Consider the following 16,350-nt stretch of genomic DNA (forward strand, 5'->3'; position numbering starts at 1 on the left):
GGCCTTTGATCTAGACCAAAGTCAGGGCAAGGTCACGCCTCATGATCGAAGATTCGCCCTTTGTCGCAGCCGCACCGGTGCTGGTGCCGATGCCCGCCGAACGCCCCTATACCTATGCCGTGCCGGCCGGCATGCGCGTGGTGCCGGGCTCGATCGTGCGCGTGCCGCTCGGGCCGCGGCAGGTCGCCGGCATCGTCTGGGATGGCGCGGTCGAGAAGGTCGACGCGAAAAAACTGCGCCCCATCGAACAGGTCTTCGACTGCCCGCCGATCGACCGCGCGATGCGCCGTTTCGTCGACTGGGTGGCGCAGTACACGCTGTCGCCTCCGGGCATGGTGGCGCGCATGCTGCTCAGGGCGCCGGAGGCTTTCGATCCCGAACCGTGGCTCGAAGGGCTGCAGCGCACGCTTCTCGCACCCGACCGGATGACGGGCGCCAGGCAGCGCGTGCTGGAGACGGCCGAAGGCGGCCTTGCCTGGACGCGATCCGGCCTCGCGCACGCGGCCGGCGTGTCGTCGACGGTGATCGACGGCCTGAGGGCGCAAGGCGTGTTCGAGACGGTGATGATCCCGCCGCGCCCGGTGGTGGCCGCGCCCGATCCCGGCTATGCCATACCGGAACTGATGCCGGACCAGAGCGCCGCGGCGCAGATGCTGCGCGCCAATGTCGCAGCCGGCGTGTTCAACGTCGCGCTGCTCGACGGCGTCACCGGATCCGGTAAGACCGAGGTCTATTTCGAGGCGGTGGCGGCTGCGCTCGACCAGGGCAGGCAGGTGCTGATCCTGCTGCCGGAAATCGCGCTGACGCATGCCTTTCTCGAGCGCTTCCAGCAGCGCTTCGGCGCCAAGCCGGGCGAATGGCATTCCGACCTGCCGCCGCGGATGCGCGAGCGGGTTTGGCGGCAAGTGGCGGAGGGCGGTGTGCGGGTCGTCGCCGGCGCGCGCTCGGCGCTGTTCCTGCCGTTCAAGGAGCTCGGACTGATCGTCGTCGACGAGGAGCACGACCCTGCCTACAAGCAGGAGGACCGCGTCTTCTACAATGCGCGCGACATGGCCGTGGTGCGCGGCCATATCGGCAGCTTTCCGGTGGTGCTGGCGTCGGCGACGCCGTCGGTCGAAAGCCGGGTCAACGCCAGCCAGGGCCGCTACAACAGGGCCGTGCTCTCAGCTCGCTTCGCCGAGGCGGCACTTCCGCATCTGAAGGCGGTCGACATGCGGCGCGCACCGCCGGCGCGCGGTGGCTTCCTGTCGCCGGTGCTGCTCGACCAGATGCGCCAGACGCTGGAGAGGCAGGAGCAGTCGCTGCTGTTCCTCAACCGGCGCGGCTATGCGCCGCTGACGCTGTGCCGGGTCTGCGGCCACCGCTTCGGCTGCCCGGTCTGCTCGGCCTGGCTGGTCGAGCATCGCTTTCGCGGCCAGCTCGTCTGCCATCATTGCGGGCACAATGAGCGCCGCCCCGAAGCCTGCCCGGAATGCGGCACGTTCGACCATCTGGTCGCCTGCGGACCGGGTGTCGAGCGCATCGCCGAAGAGGTCGTGACGCATTTTCCCGACGCGCGTACCATCGTCTTGTCGTCGGACCTGATGGGCGGCGTGCGGCGGCTGCGGCTGGAGCTGGAGGCGATCGCCGATGGCGAGGCCGACATCGTCATCGGCACGCAGCTCGTCGCCAAGGGCCACAACTTTCCCAACATGACCCTGGTCGGCGTCGTCGATGCCGATCTCGGCCTTGCCAATGGCGATCCGCGCGCCGCCGAGCGCACATTCCAGCTGCTCAGCCAGGTCACCGGCCGCGCCGGCCGCACCGGCAAGAAGAGCCTTGGCCTGCTGCAGACTTTTCAGCCCGAGCATCCGGTGATGCGGGCGATCGTCTCCGGCGACGCCGAGGCGTTTTACGAACGTGAGATCGCCGAGCGCGAACGGGCCGCACTGCCGCCCTTCGGTCGGCTCGCCGGCGTCATCGTCAGTGCGGTGACGCGGGCGGAAGCCGAGGGCCATGCACGCGGCCTGCGCCGCGCCGCGCCCGAGGCGACCGATCTGTTCGTGCTGGGGCCGGCGGAGGCGCCGCTGTCCCTGCTCGGCGGCCGCCACCGCTTCCGCCTGCTGATCCAGGGCGAACGGCGCGCCGACATGCAAGGTTTTATCAGGGCCATGCTGGCCAACGGACCGAAGCAGCGCGGTTCGGTCAGGGTGCAGGTGGATATCGATCCGCAGAGTTTTTTGTAGCTGCCGGGCGCTTGGTAGGTGGATTTAAATAGGTACGTCGGGCGGCTCAAAACTCGACATCTCGTGACGGCGATTCGTTTCGCTCAAATTCGATGCCGCCGGGATACCGAAGTAACCAATCAGCCAAATTTCTCCGACTGTCTTGCGGATAGAGCTTTCGCCCTTCATCGACCGGGACGATCATGGCAGCCGGCCTGCCGTTTTCTGTGATGATGGTTGGCTCGCCATTTCCCGCGGCCTCCACAATTGCCGAGAGTGTCGCCTTGGCCTGCTGAAGCTGAACGGTTTTCACTGCGACCTCCTTGTGGTCTCATGTGTTTATAGTATCGAGGATCGCCTAGGAAAAGGAACAGCTCGCGCAATGAAAACCCTTGGCCTTCTGGGCGGCATGAGCTGGGAATCGACGGCCATCTACTATCGGCTGCTCAACGAGATCGTGCGCGAGCGGCTGGGCGGCTTGCATTCGGCCAGGCTTCTGCTCTGGTCATTCGACTTCGCCGAAATCGCCGAGCGGCAGCATCACGGCGACTGGGACGGCGCCGGCGTGCTTCTCGTCGAAGCGGCGCGCAAACTCGAGGCCGGCGGCGCGGAAGGTCTGCTTTTGTGCACCAACACCATGCACAAACTGGCCGACCAAGTGCAGGCGTCGGTGTCGATCCCGCTGATCCACATCGCCGATGCCACCGCGGTGGCGGTCAAGCGCGCCGGCATGCAGCGTCCGGCGCTGCTGGCGACGCGCTTCACCATGGAGCAGGATTTCTACAAGGGTCGGCTCGCCGACAGATTTGGCTTGAACCCTGTCGTGCCCGATGGCGCCGGGCGCGACATGGTCCATCGCGTCATCTACGACGAGTTGTGCCAGGGCATCGTCAAGGAGACTTCAAAGGCGGCCTATATCGCCGAGACCGAGCGCCTGCGCCGCGACGAGGCGGCCGACAGCGTCATCATGGGCTGCACCGAGATCACCATGCTCATAGGCCAGCTGGATTTCGACATCCCGGTCTTCGACACGACGCGCATCCATGCCGAAGCGGCTGTGGCATTCGCGCTCGGTTGATGCGCGCCGCCTAAAGTGCGTGGATCCATCTGGCGCGCCTCTTTTCCTCCGCTAGAATGCCCGGAATTTCAAAACAGGCATTTCGAGGGGACAAGATGGATTTTGCGCTTCCATGGCCGACGAGCCAGGGCGAATGGCTGGCCTGGTCGAGCGCCGTCGTCACCGTGCTGCTCGGTCTTTTGTTTTTTCTGGCCCCTGGCCTCGCCTTCCGTGCCCTGCGCTTGCAGGTCAAACCAGAGAAGGCTGCGGCGATCGCCGAGGGGCGCGGCAGGATGTCGGGCTTCTATCTCGGCGTCGGCCTGTGCTGTATCCTGCTGGCGCAGCCGCTGATCTACATGGCGCTTGGCTTCTCCTGGCTGTTCACCGCCTTCGGCCGGCTGCTGTCGATGATGTCGGATGGCGCCAACACGCCTTTCAATTGGGTTTCCATTGTGGTGGAATTGGTGCTGGCGGCGTTGCCGCTCGCCTTTGCCTTCGGCTTTCTGCCTTGAATCGTTGGGTATTCCGCGATGGAAGACGGGTGACTTTTGCCGGATGCGACAATAGTGCCTGAAAACCATGCGGAACGACGCATTGCGGTCTTAAAATGCCTGTGCTAGACGGCAATCGACTTTCGGCCGGGGATAGCGGAAGCCGCGTCTCCGTGCTTGAAAAAATGCAGTAAGGTCAAAGATTTAGCCAGAGTTTTTGCTCGCGCCAACAATCTACGGCCTGTCAGACAAGAGAAAAGACGGTCCGTGGCTCAATCGTCATCGCCAATCTCAGGTGTCGCAGAACGCTATGCGGGTTCGCTGTTCGAACTCGCCCTGCAGGCAAATTCCGTGGCCAAGGTCGAAGCTGACCTCAACAGCTTCGAAGCCATGCTCGCGGGCAGCGCTGATCTCACCCGGCTGATCAACAGCCCGGTGTTCTCCAGCGAGGACCAGGCGAAGGCCATCGCGGCAATCGCCGACAAGGCCGGGATTGCCGGCCTCACCGGCAATTTCCTGCGCGTCGTCGCCCGTAACCGCCGGCTGTTCGCCATTCCCGGCATGATCAGGGCGTTCCGCCAGATATCAGCCGAACATCGTGGCGAGACCGCTGCTGAAGTGACGTCGGCTCACGAACTGACGGCTGCCCAGCAGACCGAACTCAAGGCGGCGCTGAAGAGCGTTGCCGGCAAGGACGTGGCTATCTCCGTCACCGTCGATCCGTCGCTGCTCGGCGGGCTGGTGGTCAAGATGGGCTCGCGCCAGATCGATACGTCGCTCAAAACCAAACTCAATTCGCTCAAGCTTGCACTGAAAGAGGTCGGCTGATGGACATCCGCGCCGCGGAAATTTCCGCAATTCTGAAAGACCAGATCAAGAATTTCGGCAAGGAGGCCGAGGTCTCCGAAGTCGGACAGGTGTTGTCCGTCGGTGACGGTATCGCCCGCGTCTACGGCCTCGACAATGTCCAGGCCGGCGAAATGGTCGAATTCCCCGGCGGCATCCGCGGCATGGCGCTCAACCTCGAAGCCGACAATGTCGGCGTCGTCATCTTCGGCGCCGACCGCGACATCAAGGAAGGCGACATCGTCAAGCGCACTGGCGCCATCGTCGACGTCCCCGTCGGCCCAGGCCTGCTCGGCCGCGTCGTCGACGCGCTCGGTAATCCGATCGACGGCAAGGGTCCGATCAAGGCGGTCGAGCGCAAGCGCGTCGACGTCAAGGCGCCCGGCATCATTCCGCGCAAGTCGGTGAACGAGCCGATGTCGACCGGCCTCAAGGCCATCGATGCGCTGATCCCGGTCGGCCGCGGCCAGCGCGAGCTGGTCATCGGCGATCGCCAGACCGGCAAGACCGCCATCATCCTCGACACGATGCTCAACCAGAAGTCGGTGCACGACAACGGCCCCGAGAAGGAAAAGCTCTACTGCGTCTACGTCGCCGTCGGCCAGAAGCGCTCGACCGTCGCGCAGTTCGTCAAGGTGCTGGAAGAGCGCGGCGCGCTCGAATATTCGATCATCGTCGCCGCCACCGCTTCCGATCCGGCACCGATGCAGTTCCTGGCGCCGTTCGCCGGCGCCACCATGGGCGAATATTTCCGCGACAATGGCATGCACGCGCTGATCAGCTACGACGATCTGTCGAAGCAGGCCGTCGCCTATCGCCAGATGTCGCTGCTGCTGCGTCGCCCGCCGGGCCGCGAAGCCTATCCGGGCGACGTCTTCTACCTGCACTCGCGCCTGCTCGAGCGCGCCGCCAAGCTCAACGACGATCTGGGCGGTGGTTCGCTGACCGCGCTGCCGATCATCGAAACGCAGGCCAACGACGTGTCGGCCTATATCCCGACCAACGTGATCTCGATCACCGACGGCCAGATCTTCCTCGAGACCAACCTGTTCTTCCAGGGCATTCGTCCTGCGGTGAACGTCGGTCTGTCGGTCAGCCGCGTCGGTTCGGCCGCGCAGATCAAGGCGATGAAGCAGGTTGCCGGTTCGATCAAGGGCGAGCTTGCGCAGTACCGCGAAATGGCGGCCTTCGCGCAGTTCGGCTCGGATCTCGATGCCGCCACGCAGCGCCTGCTCAACCGCGGATCGCGCCTGACCGAACTCCTGAAGCAGCCGCAGTTCTCGCCGCTGAAGACGGAAGAGCAGGTCGCGGTGATCTTCGCCGGCGTCAACGGCTATCTCGACAAGCTGCCGGTCAACCAGGTCGGCAAGTTCGAGCATGGCCTGCTCAGCCACATGCGTTCGGCCGGCAAGGACGTACTTGATGCCATCCGCAAGGAAAAGGCGCTGTCGGACGATCTGCGCGCCAAGCTGAAGGCCGAGATCGACGCTTTCGCCAAGACCTTCGCCTGAGCGAATTGCCAGTCGGGATGAGACAAGACGGGATCAGGTTTGAAGCATGCCTTCATTAAAAGACCTTCGTAACCGTATCGCCTCGGTCAAGGCGACGCAGAAGATCACCAAGGCGATGCAGATGGTCGCCGCGGCGAAGCTGCGCCGTGCGCAAGAGGCTGCGGAAGCGGCGCGCCCCTATTCGGAGCGCATGGGTTCCGTGCTGGCCAACATCACCCAGGCAATCGGCGGCGGCGGCGATGCCCCGGCGCTGATGACCGGCACCGGCAAGGATGACGTGCATCTGCTCGTCGTCTGCACCGCCGAGCGCGGCCTGTGCGGCGGCTTCAATTCGCAGATCGCCCGCCTTGCCCGCGACCATATCCGCAAGCTTTTGGCGGAGGGCAAGCAGGTCAAGATCATCTGCGTCGGCAAGAAGGGTTTCGACATCCTGCGCCGCGACTATGCATCGATGATCATCGACCGAGTCGACCTGCGCGAGGTCAAGACACTCGGCTTCGTCAATGCCGATGCCATCGCCAAGAAGGTCATCCACCTCTTCAACGAAGGCGGCTTCGACATCTGCACGCTGTTCTATTCGCAGTTCAAGTCGGTGATCAGCCAGATCCCGACCGCGCAGCAGATCATTCCGGCCGGCGTTGCTTCGGCTCCGGCCGAGGCGATCGATGGCGGCAACGCCGTCTACGAATATGAGCCGGAGCCGGGCGAAATCCTCTCCGACCTCATTCCGCGCAACATCTCCGTGCAGGTTTTCCGGGCGCTGCTCGAAAATGTGGCCGGCGAAATGGGCGCCAAGATGAGCGCCATGGACAATGCGACGCGCAACGCCGGCGACATGATCAACAAGCTGTCGATCACCTACAATCGCCAGCGGCAGGCGCAGATCACCAAGGAACTGATCGAGATCATTTCGGGCGCCGAGGCGCTCTAGGCGCGGTTCGCGGGTCATCGACCCGCGATCGGACCGCGTGAGAAACAAAGGACGAAAAAGGGTAAAGACGATGGCGAAAGCAGCGACCCCCCAGAAGGCAGCCCCCAAGGCCGCAGCCGCGAAAACCGCAGCCCCCGCGAAGGCGGCAAAGGCTCCAGCAGCAGCCGCGAAGGCGGCCCCGGCCAAGTCGGCAGCACCGGTGAAGGCCGCTGCTGCCAAGACATCGGCAGTGGCCACCAAGGCAACGGGCGTTGCCGGCAAGGTCCGCCAGGTCATCGGCGCCGTTGTCGACGTCCAGTTCGGCGATCACCTGCCGGCGATCCTGAACGCGCTCGAGACGACCAATGTCGGCAACCGCCTGGTGCTCGAAGTTGCCCAGCATCTGGGTGAAAACACCGTGCGCTGCATCGCCATGGACTCGACCGAAGGTCTGGTTCGCGGCCAGGAAGTGCGTGACACCGGCGCGCCGATCACCGTGCCGGTCGGCCCGGGCATGCTCGGCCGCATCATCAATGTCATCGGCGAGCCGGTCGACGAAGAAGGCCCGGTCGACGCGACCGAAATGCGCTCCATCCACCAGCCGGCTCCGACCTATGTCGAGCAGTCGACGGAAGCGCAGATCCTGATCACCGGCATCAAGGTGCTCGACCTGCTGGCTCCCTACGCCAAGGGCGGCAAGATCGGCCTGTTCGGCGGCGCCGGCGTCGGCAAGACCGTGCTGATCCAGGAACTGATCAACAACATCGCCAAGGCGCATGGCGGCTATTCGGTGTTCGCCGGCGTCGGCGAGCGCACCCGCGAAGGCAACGATCTGTATCACGAGTTCATCGAATCCGGCGTCAACAAGAAGGGCGGCGGCGAAGGCTCCAAGGCCGCACTCGTCTATGGCCAGATGAACGAGCCGCCGGGCGCGCGCGCCCGCGTCGGCCTGACCGGCCTGACGGTTGCGGAATACTTCCGCGACCAGGGCCAGGACGTGCTGTTCTTCGTCGACAACATCTTCCGCTTCACGCAGGCTGGTTCGGAAGTGTCGGCTCTGCTCGGCCGTATTCCTTCGGCCGTGGGCTATCAGCCGACGCTCGCCACCGACATGGGCGCGCTGCAGGAACGTATCACCACCACCACCAAGGGCTCGATCACGTCCGTGCAGGCCATCTACGTGCCCGCCGACGACTTGACCGATCCGGCGCCGGCGACCTCGTTCGCCCACCTTGACGCGACGACGACGCTCAACCGCGCCATCGCCGAAAAGGGCATCTATCCGGCCGTCGATCCGCTGGATTCGACCTCGCGCATGCTCGACCCGCTGGTCGTCGGCGACGAGCATTATGGCGTCGCGCGCCAGGTGCAGTCGATACTCCAGCGCTACAAGTCGCTGCAGGACATCATCGCCATCCTGGGCATGGACGAGCTGTCGGAAGAGGACAAGCAGACCGTTGCCCGCGCCCGCAAGATCGAGCGCTTCCTGTCGCAGCCATTCTTCGTCGCCGAAGTGTTCACCGGCGCGCCGGGCAAGCTGGTCGACCTCGCCGACACCATCAAGGGCTTCAAGGGCCTCTGCAACGGCGACTACGATCACCTTCCCGAAGCAGCCTTCTACATGGTCGGCGGCATCGAGGAAGCAGTCGAGAAGGCACAGCGCCTCGCGGCTGAAGCGGCGTAATCAAGCGAATAGCGAATAGGGAGTAGCGAATTGGGAATATGGGCCGGCGAATTCTTCTTCTGACTAATTCGCTACTCGTTATTCGCTATTCGCTAAATTGATCATGGCTGAAGCTTTCCAATTCGAACTGGTTTCCCCGGAACGCCTGCTTGTTTCCGAACAGGTCGAATCCGTCGTCATTCCGGGCGCCGAAGGCGAGATGACCGTCATGGCGCATCACGCGCCGGTCATGACCACGATCAAGCCGGGCGTCGTCACCGTGAAGACCGCGGCGGGCGGCGAAGAACGCTATGTGGTGTTCGGCGGCTTCGCCGACATCGTTCCGGCCGGCTGCACGCTGCTGGCGGAATCGGCTGTCGCGGTGAAGGATGTCGACCGCGCCGATCTCGCGCGCCGCATCCAGGAAGCCAAAGAAGACGCCACTGATGCCAAGGACGACGAGGCTCGCAGCAAGGCGGAGCAGTTCCTTAGCCAGCTCACCACGCTGGAAGGCGCTATTCTTCCGGCTTGAAATTAGGTTCCGATGAAAGAGTAAAAAGCGGGGCCTTGCCTCGCTTTTTTGTTTGTTGGACAGTCGCGCTGCCTTGGGATGGGGGTGGGCCGGTGACGGAAGAAACAGCGCAACGAGAAACAGCCTCACGCTCCTGGTGGTCGACGGCCCTGGTGTCGGCCTTTGGCGGTCCATTCGGCGGATTTCTGTGGATCGGCAGCGGCAAGCCGGCGGTTGCCAGCCTGGTGGTGATCAGCGCCATCGTTTTCGCACTCGCCTACACCGGATTTCCGGTGCTGCCGGGAACCGATCTTGCCTGGCTGGCCAATTTTTCAGGTATCGGTTCGATGATTCTGGGGGCAGCGCTCGTTGTGCCCTTCGCCCATCGGTTCAAGCCGGTGAGATGGTATGCGCACGGGTTTTGGGTGCTGGTGCTTGTCTTTCTGACTACCTATCCGGCTGCATTTGCGATCCGTTCGTTTCTGTTCCAGCCGTTTTCGATACCATCCAGCAGTATGGTGCCGACATTGCAAGGCGGCGACTATCTCTTCGTCTCCAAATTCGCATATGGCTACAGCCGCTACAGCGTGCCGTTCAATCTGTTGCCGATAGAAGGCCGCATGTTCGGCGCGGAGCCCAAGCGAGGGGATGTGGTGGTGTTCAAATTCCCGCCCGACCCCAGCGTGGATTACATCCAGCGGATCGTCGGTCTACCCGGGGACAAGATCCAGATGGTCAATGGCGTGCTGCACATCAACGATGTGGCCGTCGGCCTCAAGGATGCAGGCACTTTCTCCTACGAGGAACGCGAGCAACCTGCCAGGCTTGAACGGGAGACCCTGCCGGGTGGTGTCACCCATTTCGTTCTCGACCTGACGGACAGTTCCATCGGCGACAACACGCGGGAATTTGAGGTGCCCGAAGGCCACTATTTCATGCTGGGCGACAATCGCGACAATGCCTCCGACAGCCGATTCATGGTCGGCTTCGTTCCCTACGAAAACCTCGTCGGCAAGGCCGTGCGATTGTTCTGGAATTCAAAAGGCACGGAGTATTCTTCCCGGCAAACGCTGGACGGTTCGGTCGGCAAATAAGCCTGAATCGAGTTGGTTCGGACCCGCACCAAGTCTGGTTGATGACTACTTCATATCTATGCCGAGCGCGGCGAAGGCCAAGGTCGGACCGTCGCGTCGCAGGTGGACGAGATGCACAGCCACAAGTTCGATCAACGTCTGGCGTTCGGCGTGATCCCCAGCGAAGCCGGCCAGGTCGAACACCGCGGTCACGGTTTCATTCGCCGGCAGTTGCTCACTCAAAAGTTCCGTCAACGCCGCGTCGAGCGGATCGGTGAAATGGCCCTCCGGCAAGGTTTTCCCTCGCGCGGCGCAGGCGGCGATCCAGGCAGCCACCACCAGGGTCAGATGGACCAGTTCGGTACCGGCTTCCAGGCATTCGATGGCGGAAGCGATGATGCGCTGCGGCAGTTTCTGGCTGCCGTCATTGGCGATCTGCGCCGTGCGATGGGCAAGTGCAGTGTTGGAAAAACGCTCCGCGAGCTCCGCAATATAGGCGCTCGTGTCCAATCCGGCATCCTCGGGCAGGGTCGGGATGGCTTCGGCCCACAAGGCATCGACGAATTGGCGGATCGCCGGGTCGGCGAAGGCGCGGTCGACGGTGGCATGACCGCTGAGCAGGCCAAGATAGGCGATGGCCGAATGCGAGCCGTTGAGCAGCCTGAGCTTCATGTCCTCGAACGGGCCGACGTCGCGAACCATGGTGACGCCGAATTGTTCCCACGCGGGCCGGCCAGTCGGGAACTTATCTTCGACCACCCACTGACAAAACGGCTCGGTCATCACGGGCCAGGCGTCCTCGACGCCGAGTTCTTCAGCGATCCGCGCCCGATCGGCGTCGGTGGTTGCCGGCACGATGCGATCGACCATGCTGGAGGGAAACGCGACCTGGTGTGCGATGTGGTCGGCAATTCCGACATCACTCGATTGAGCGAGCCCGGCATCTCGCAACTGGGCGAATTCGACCAACAGCCGGTGCAGCGTGGCTCCGTTGGCCGGCAAATTGTCGCAACACAGGACAGTGAAGGGCGGCGTGCCGGCGGCGCGTCGCAGGGCAAGCGCCTCGGTCAGGAAACCATGCGCTGTCTTCGGCATCCGGGGATTGGCCAGATCATGGACGATATCGGGATGGGCGGCATCCAATCCCCCGCCTGCCGCCCTCAGATAGGCTTTTTCGGTGATCGTCAGCGTGACGATGCGGGTGTGCGGATCGGTCAGCGTGGCCAGCACCGCGCCCGGATTCTCCGGCGCCACCAGCATCGCACCGATCGAGCCGATGACCTGAAGCTTTTCGGTTCCACTGCTTCTGATCGCCAGCGTGTAGAGCCCGTCCTGCGGCGTGAGAGCGTCGCGCGTGTCGGTGCTGCGCAGCGAAACGCCTGTTATGCCCCAATCCGCCTCGCCTGCCGCCAGGCAATCGTCGACATAGGCTGCCTGATGGGCGCGGTGGAAGGCGCCGACACCAAGGTGCACGATGCCCGGGACGACGCGGCTGCGATCATACGCAGGTGTCGCGATCGAAGCCGGCAGTGCGCGCACGGTCTTCGTGGAAAGGCGTTCGGTCGTCGTGGTGCGACTGGTCTGGTCGGATGACATGAGTGGCCTCGGCAGGGATCGGCAAAGCGGCGTAACATTCGATTTCCTGCCACACAATGGGTCGAAAAGTCATCATACAACAATCGCAATTTTGTATGTTGACATTATTTCTTGCCGCCCCTACCGATAGTGGCTTGGGAGGATGATCGTGGCACTGACCCATGCGGATTTGCTGTTTCCCGCCGAGGCGCATTCGCGCGCGATTGCCCGTGATCTCTATGCCGGGATCAAGGACCTGCCCCTTGTCAGCCCGCATGGTCACACCGATCCGCGCTGGTATGCGCTGAACGAGCCATTCCCGGATCCGGCGCAACTGCTCATCGTCCCGGATCACTACATCTTCCGCATGCTGTTCAGCCAAGGCGTCCGCCTTGAGGATCTCGGCGTGGCGACGCTCGACGGCGCGCCGGTCGAGACCGACGGCAGGGCGATCTGGCGGCTTTTTGCCGAGCACTATCATCTGTTTCGCGGCACGCCGACCCGGCTGTGGTTCGATCATGTGCTCGCCGATCTGTTCGGCATCGACGAACCGCTGACCGCGGCGACTGCCGACCGCCACTACGACACCATCGCGACGCTGCTGCAGTGGGAGAATTTTCGCCCGCGCGCGCTGTTCGAGCGTTTCAACATCGAGGTCATCGCGACCACGGAAGGCGCGCTCGACGATCTCCAATGGCACCAGATGATTCGCGACAGCGGCTGGCAGGGCCGCGTTATCACCGCCTATCGGCCGGACGCGGTCGTCGACCCAGATTTCGAAGGGTTTTCAACCAATCTCGACCGGCTCGGTGAGATCACCGGCTGCGACACCGGCAATTGGGCCGGCTATCTCGATGCGCATCGCCAGCGGCGTGCCTTCTTCAAAAGCTTCGGCGCGACTTCGTCGGATCATGGCCATCCGACGGCCGAGACCGCCAATCTTTCGGATGCGGCGGCGAAAGAGCTGTTCAATCGGATTCGCCGTGGTTCCGACGATGAGCGCGAGCGAAAACTGTTCCGCGCCCAGATGCTGACCGAGATGGCCAAGATGAGCCTCGACGATGGACTGGTCCTGCAGATCCATCCCGGCTCCTGGCGCAATCATTCGCCCGCGATCTTCCAGAAATTCGGCCGCGACAAGGGTTTCGATATCCCGACCAGGACCGACTATGTGACGGCGCTGAAGCCGCTGCTCGACTGCGTCGGGCTGGCGCGCGACCTCACCGTCATCCTGTTCACGCTCGACGAGACCAGTTATGCGCGCGAGCTGGCGCCGCTGGCCGGTGTCTACCCGGCGCTGAAGCTCGGGCCGGCATGGTGGTTCCACGACAGCCCGGAAGGCATGCGGCGCTTCCGCGAGATGACCACCGAGACGGCCGGCTTCTACAACACCGTCGGTTTCAACGACGACACCCGTGCCTTTCCATCGATCCCGGCGCGTCACGATGTGGCGCGGCGAGTCGACTGCGCGTTCCTGGCGCGTCTCGTCGCCGAGCATCGGCTGCGCGAGGACGAGGCGCATGAGCTGGCGCGGGAACTGACCTATACGCTGGCGAAAAAGGCGTATCGGCTCTGAAGGGGCAACTCGCCCGCAATGCAAAGGGAGGAAACCATGTTGCATTTTTCAAGACTGACGGGAGCTGCGCTACTCGCCGCCGCACTGATGGCCGGAACGGCAAGCGCCCAGACGGTTCTGCGCTCGTCCGACACCCACCCGGACGGCTATCCGACGGTCGAGGCGGTCAAATATTTCGGCGAGCTTGTAAAGGAGCGTACGGCCGGCCGCTATGCGGTCGAGCTCTATCATTCCGCGCAGCTCGGCGAAGAAAAGGACACGATCGAGCAGGTTCGCACCGGCGTGATCGACCTCAACCGCATCTCGATGGCGCCGTTCAACGGGCTCATTCCCGAAACCACTGTGCCCTCGCTGCCCTACATCTTCCGCTCGGAAGACCATATGCACAAGGTCATGGACGGGGCGGTCGGCCACCAGATCGCGGCGGCGTTCGAACAGGTCGGGCTGGTGCTGCTCGCCTTTTACGACAGCGGCGCGCGCTCCTTCTACAATTCGAAGAAACCGATCAACTCATTAGCCGATCTGTCCGGCATGAAGTTCCGCGTCATCCAGTCCGACATCTTCGTCGACATGGTGGCGGCACTCGGCGCCAACGCGACGCCGATGCCGTATGGCGAGGTGTATTCGGCGATCGAGACCGGGGTCATCGACGGCGCGGAAAACAATTTTCCGAGCTACGACACCGCCAAGCATGCGGAAGTCGCCAAGTTCTATTCGCTCGACGAGCACACTATGGTGCCGGAAGCCTTCGTCATGGCGAAGTCGAGCTGGGACAAGCTGACGCCGGAGGATCAGGCGATCTTCAAGGCGGCCGCCAAGGAGAGCGTCGCCAGGCAGCGCGAGCTGTGGACCGCCAAGGTCAAGGAATCGCGCGCCAAGGTCGAGGCGGCCGGTTCGCAGATCACGACGCCGGACAAGCAGCCCTTCATCGACGCCATGGGTCCGGTCTACGAGAAGCACGTCAAGGACGACAAGCTGAAGGCCATGGTCGAAGCCATCAAGGCCGTGCAGTGATCAAGCGGCGTCGCGGGCATTCCGCGCCGCCATCCTCTTGCGGAGAGAACCGGTGACCTCCAGCCCAGAACACAGACCGCCCCTGTGCGGCGTCGCGCGCATGATGTCGCGCGTCAGCACAGCGGCGCTATGGGTCGCAGGCATCGGGCTGGTGCTGATGACCGCCTTCGTCGCCTGGCAGGTGTTCGGTCGTTATGTCCTGAACCGCTCGCCAAGCTGGACCGAGCAGGGCTCGGTGATGCTGATGAGCTGGTTCATTTTCCTCGGCGCTGCCGTCGGGGTGCGCGAGAACTATCACCTCGGCTTCGACGTCCTGCTCTACGTGCTGCCCAAAGGCGGCAAGCGTTGGCTGCGGATGATCTCGGACCTCGTCGCGCTCGCCTTCGGCATCGGTATGATCTGGTATGGCAGCCAACTGGTCGCATTGACCTGGGGCGCTACCTTGCCGTCGCTCGGCATATCCGGGGGCTGGGACTACGTCCCGCTGGTCGCGGGAGGCGTGCTCGTCGTGCTCTTCACGCTGGAGCGCATCGTGCTTCGTCTCTCCGGTGCGCCGATCGACGATGTGCTCGATGAACTGCCGCCGGCGGAAGTCGCAACCGAACTCGACACGGCGAACGTGAAGGTTTGACGGCATGGAACTCTGGATCCTCTTTGGCGTCTTCACCCTTCTGATGCTTATCGGCACGCCGATCGCTTTCTGCCTCGGCGTCGCAAGCTTTGCCACCGTCCTCTATATGGGCCTGCCGCCGCTCATCGTGTTCCAGCGCCTGAATTCCGGCATGAGCGTCTTTTCGCTGCTGGCCATTCCCTTCTTCATCTATGCCGGCGACTTGATGGTGCGCGGCGGCATCGCCAGCAAGATCGTTGCCTTCGCCGGCTCGCTCGTTGGCCATTTGCGCGGCGGCCTCGGGCAGGTCAACATTGCGACCGCTACACTGTTCGGCGGCATTTCCGGCTCCGCGGTGGCCGAGGCGGCGGCGGTCGGCGGCTTGATGATTCCGCAGATGAAAGCGCGTGGATATGGAGCGGATTACGCCGTCAACGTCACGTCGATGGCGGCGCTGATCGCGCTGCTCCTGCCGCCGTCGCACAACATGATCATCTACTCGATCTCGGCAGGTGGAAAGATCTCCATCGCCGACCTGTTCACGGCCGGCATCATTCCGGGCCTGCTGTTGGCCCTGTCGCTGATGATCACTGCCTATTTCGTGGCGCGCTCCCGCGGCTATCCGACCGAGCCGTTTCCGGGCTTCACCGCCGTCGCGCATCTCTTCGCTGTCGCGGTGCCCGGCCTGCTGCTGATCGCGATCATCTTCGGTGGCGTACGATCGGGCGTTTTCACGGCGACCGAGAGTTCCTGTGTCGCGGTCATCTATGCGTTGCTCGTCACTGTCTTCGTTTACCGGCAGATGACTTGGGAAGGTTTCGTTCATGCCACCCATGGTGCCGTGCGTACCACGGCCATGGTGCTGCTCATCATCGGCATGGCGGCGGCGTTCTCGTGGTTGATGGCCTTCCTGAAAGTGCCGGCAGCGCTCATAGCCTCCATGAACGCAATCTCGGACGATCCGCTGGTCGTGCTTCTCCTGCTCAACGTCTTGATGCTGTTCCTCGGCACCTTCATGGACATGGGGCCGACGATCATCATCTGCACGCCGATCTTCCTGCCCGTGGCGCAAGCCTACGGCGTCGACCCGGTACATTTTGGCGTTATCATGATCCTCAACTTCGGCATCGGGCTGAATACGCCGCCGGTGGGCGCTGTGCAGTTCGTGGCGTGCGCAGTGGGCAAGATATCCGTCTGGGAGGCGATGCGCTCGATCTGGCCGTTCTATGGGGCCGGGCTCGTGGTACTGGGGCTCGTCACTTACATTCCGGCCATTTCGCTCTGGCTACCGAGCATCTTCAAATAGGGG

General features: G+C 63.3%; 15 protein-coding genes. 13 read left to right on the top strand and 2 right to left on the bottom strand.

Features of this window, described 5'->3' with window-relative positions:
* Positions 1 to 41: 41 nt before the first annotated feature.
* On the top strand, positions 42 to 2,225 hold the full coding sequence (locus tag NKJ67_RS06310) for a primosomal protein N' (protein ID WP_352580838.1): 2,184 nt from the start codon (positions 42 to 44) through the stop codon (positions 2,223 to 2,225).
* A gap of 46 nt (positions 2,226 to 2,271) precedes the next feature.
* On the opposite strand, the gene NKJ67_RS06315 is transcribed toward NKJ67_RS06310, so the two are convergent.
* Positions 2,272 to 2,517: a type II toxin-antitoxin system Phd/YefM family antitoxin gene (locus NKJ67_RS06315; RefSeq protein WP_128307192.1), complete on the bottom strand. Its 246-nt coding sequence runs from the start codon at positions 2,515 to 2,517 to the stop codon at positions 2,272 to 2,274.
* 69 nt (positions 2,518 to 2,586) lie between these two features.
* Here NKJ67_RS06315 and NKJ67_RS06320 point away from each other — a divergent pair, with 69 nt between their 5' ends.
* The 8 genes from NKJ67_RS06320 to lepB all read left to right on the top strand — a co-directional run bounded on the left by NKJ67_RS06320 (position 2,587) and on the right by lepB (position 10,287).
* Positions 2,587 to 3,282: an aspartate/glutamate racemase family protein gene (locus NKJ67_RS06320; protein ID WP_352580840.1), complete on the top strand. Its 696-nt coding sequence runs from the start codon at positions 2,587 to 2,589 to the stop codon at positions 3,280 to 3,282.
* Between the two features lie 95 nt (positions 3,283 to 3,377).
* On the top strand, positions 3,378 to 3,773 hold the full coding sequence (locus tag NKJ67_RS06325; RefSeq protein ID WP_127261416.1) for an AGROH133_08824 family phage infection protein: 396 nt from the start codon (positions 3,378 to 3,380) through the stop codon (positions 3,771 to 3,773).
* 246 nt (positions 3,774 to 4,019) lie between these two features.
* Entirely contained in the window at positions 4,020 to 4,580 is a 561-nt protein-coding gene (locus NKJ67_RS06330; protein WP_023762496.1) for a F0F1 ATP synthase subunit delta, read from the top strand.
* Positions 4,580 to 6,109, top strand: a complete 1,530-nt coding sequence (atpA, locus tag NKJ67_RS06335; RefSeq protein ID WP_023811756.1) for a F0F1 ATP synthase subunit alpha — start codon at positions 4,580 to 4,582, stop codon at positions 6,107 to 6,109. Before NKJ67_RS06330 ends, atpA begins: the two co-directional genes overlap by 1 nt.
* A gap of 46 nt (positions 6,110 to 6,155) precedes the next feature.
* Positions 6,156 to 7,040 carry a F0F1 ATP synthase subunit gamma gene (locus tag NKJ67_RS06340; RefSeq protein WP_027037275.1) on the top strand — a complete coding sequence of 295 codons (885 nt, stop codon included), beginning with the start codon at positions 6,156 to 6,158 and terminating at the stop codon, positions 7,038 to 7,040.
* A 70-nt stretch (positions 7,041 to 7,110) separates the two neighbouring features.
* Entirely contained in the window at positions 7,111 to 8,703 is a 1,593-nt protein-coding gene (gene atpD, locus NKJ67_RS06345) for a F0F1 ATP synthase subunit beta (protein WP_164762633.1), read from the top strand.
* 103 nt (positions 8,704 to 8,806) lie between these two features.
* The gene (locus NKJ67_RS06350) at positions 8,807 to 9,214 is read left to right on the top strand and encodes a F0F1 ATP synthase subunit epsilon (protein WP_352580841.1); all 408 of its coding nucleotides are present in this window, start codon (positions 8,807 to 8,809) and stop codon (positions 9,212 to 9,214) included.
* 326 nt (positions 9,215 to 9,540) lie between these two features.
* Positions 9,541 to 10,287, top strand: a complete 747-nt coding sequence (gene lepB / locus NKJ67_RS06355; RefSeq protein ID WP_127397902.1) for a signal peptidase I — start codon at positions 9,541 to 9,543, stop codon at positions 10,285 to 10,287.
* 45 nt (positions 10,288 to 10,332) lie between these two features.
* Here lepB and NKJ67_RS06360 read toward each other — a convergent pair whose 3' ends face one another.
* Positions 10,333 to 11,862 carry a mannitol dehydrogenase family protein gene (locus tag NKJ67_RS06360; RefSeq protein ID WP_127267286.1) on the bottom strand — a complete coding sequence of 510 codons (1,530 nt, stop codon included), beginning with the start codon at positions 11,860 to 11,862 and terminating at the stop codon, positions 10,333 to 10,335.
* Positions 11,863 to 12,004: 142 nt separating this feature from the next.
* On the opposite strand from NKJ67_RS06360, the gene uxaC reads away from it, so the two are divergent.
* The 4 genes from uxaC to NKJ67_RS06380 all read left to right on the top strand — a co-directional run bounded on the left by uxaC (position 12,005) and on the right by NKJ67_RS06380 (position 16,347).
* Positions 12,005 to 13,417 carry a glucuronate isomerase gene (gene uxaC / locus NKJ67_RS06365; protein WP_352580842.1) on the top strand — a complete coding sequence of 471 codons (1,413 nt, stop codon included), beginning with the start codon at positions 12,005 to 12,007 and terminating at the stop codon, positions 13,415 to 13,417.
* 36 nt (positions 13,418 to 13,453) lie between these two features.
* The gene (locus NKJ67_RS06370) at positions 13,454 to 14,431 is read left to right on the top strand and encodes a TRAP transporter substrate-binding protein (RefSeq protein WP_352580844.1); all 978 of its coding nucleotides are present in this window, start codon (positions 13,454 to 13,456) and stop codon (positions 14,429 to 14,431) included.
* Between the two features lie 100 nt (positions 14,432 to 14,531).
* Positions 14,532 to 15,062 carry a TRAP transporter small permease gene (locus NKJ67_RS06375; RefSeq protein WP_127269376.1) on the top strand — a complete coding sequence of 177 codons (531 nt, stop codon included), beginning with the start codon at positions 14,532 to 14,534 and terminating at the stop codon, positions 15,060 to 15,062.
* Between the two features lie 4 nt (positions 15,063 to 15,066).
* Positions 15,067 to 16,347, top strand: coding sequence for a TRAP transporter large permease (locus tag NKJ67_RS06380; protein ID WP_127328608.1), 1,281 nt, complete (start codon positions 15,067 to 15,069; stop codon positions 16,345 to 16,347).
* Positions 16,348 to 16,350 lie beyond the last annotated feature (3 nt).

The sequence above is a fragment of the Mesorhizobium sp. M0088 genome (assembly GCF_040322895.1).
Taxonomy (GTDB): Bacteria; Pseudomonadota; Alphaproteobacteria; order Rhizobiales; family Rhizobiaceae; genus Mesorhizobium.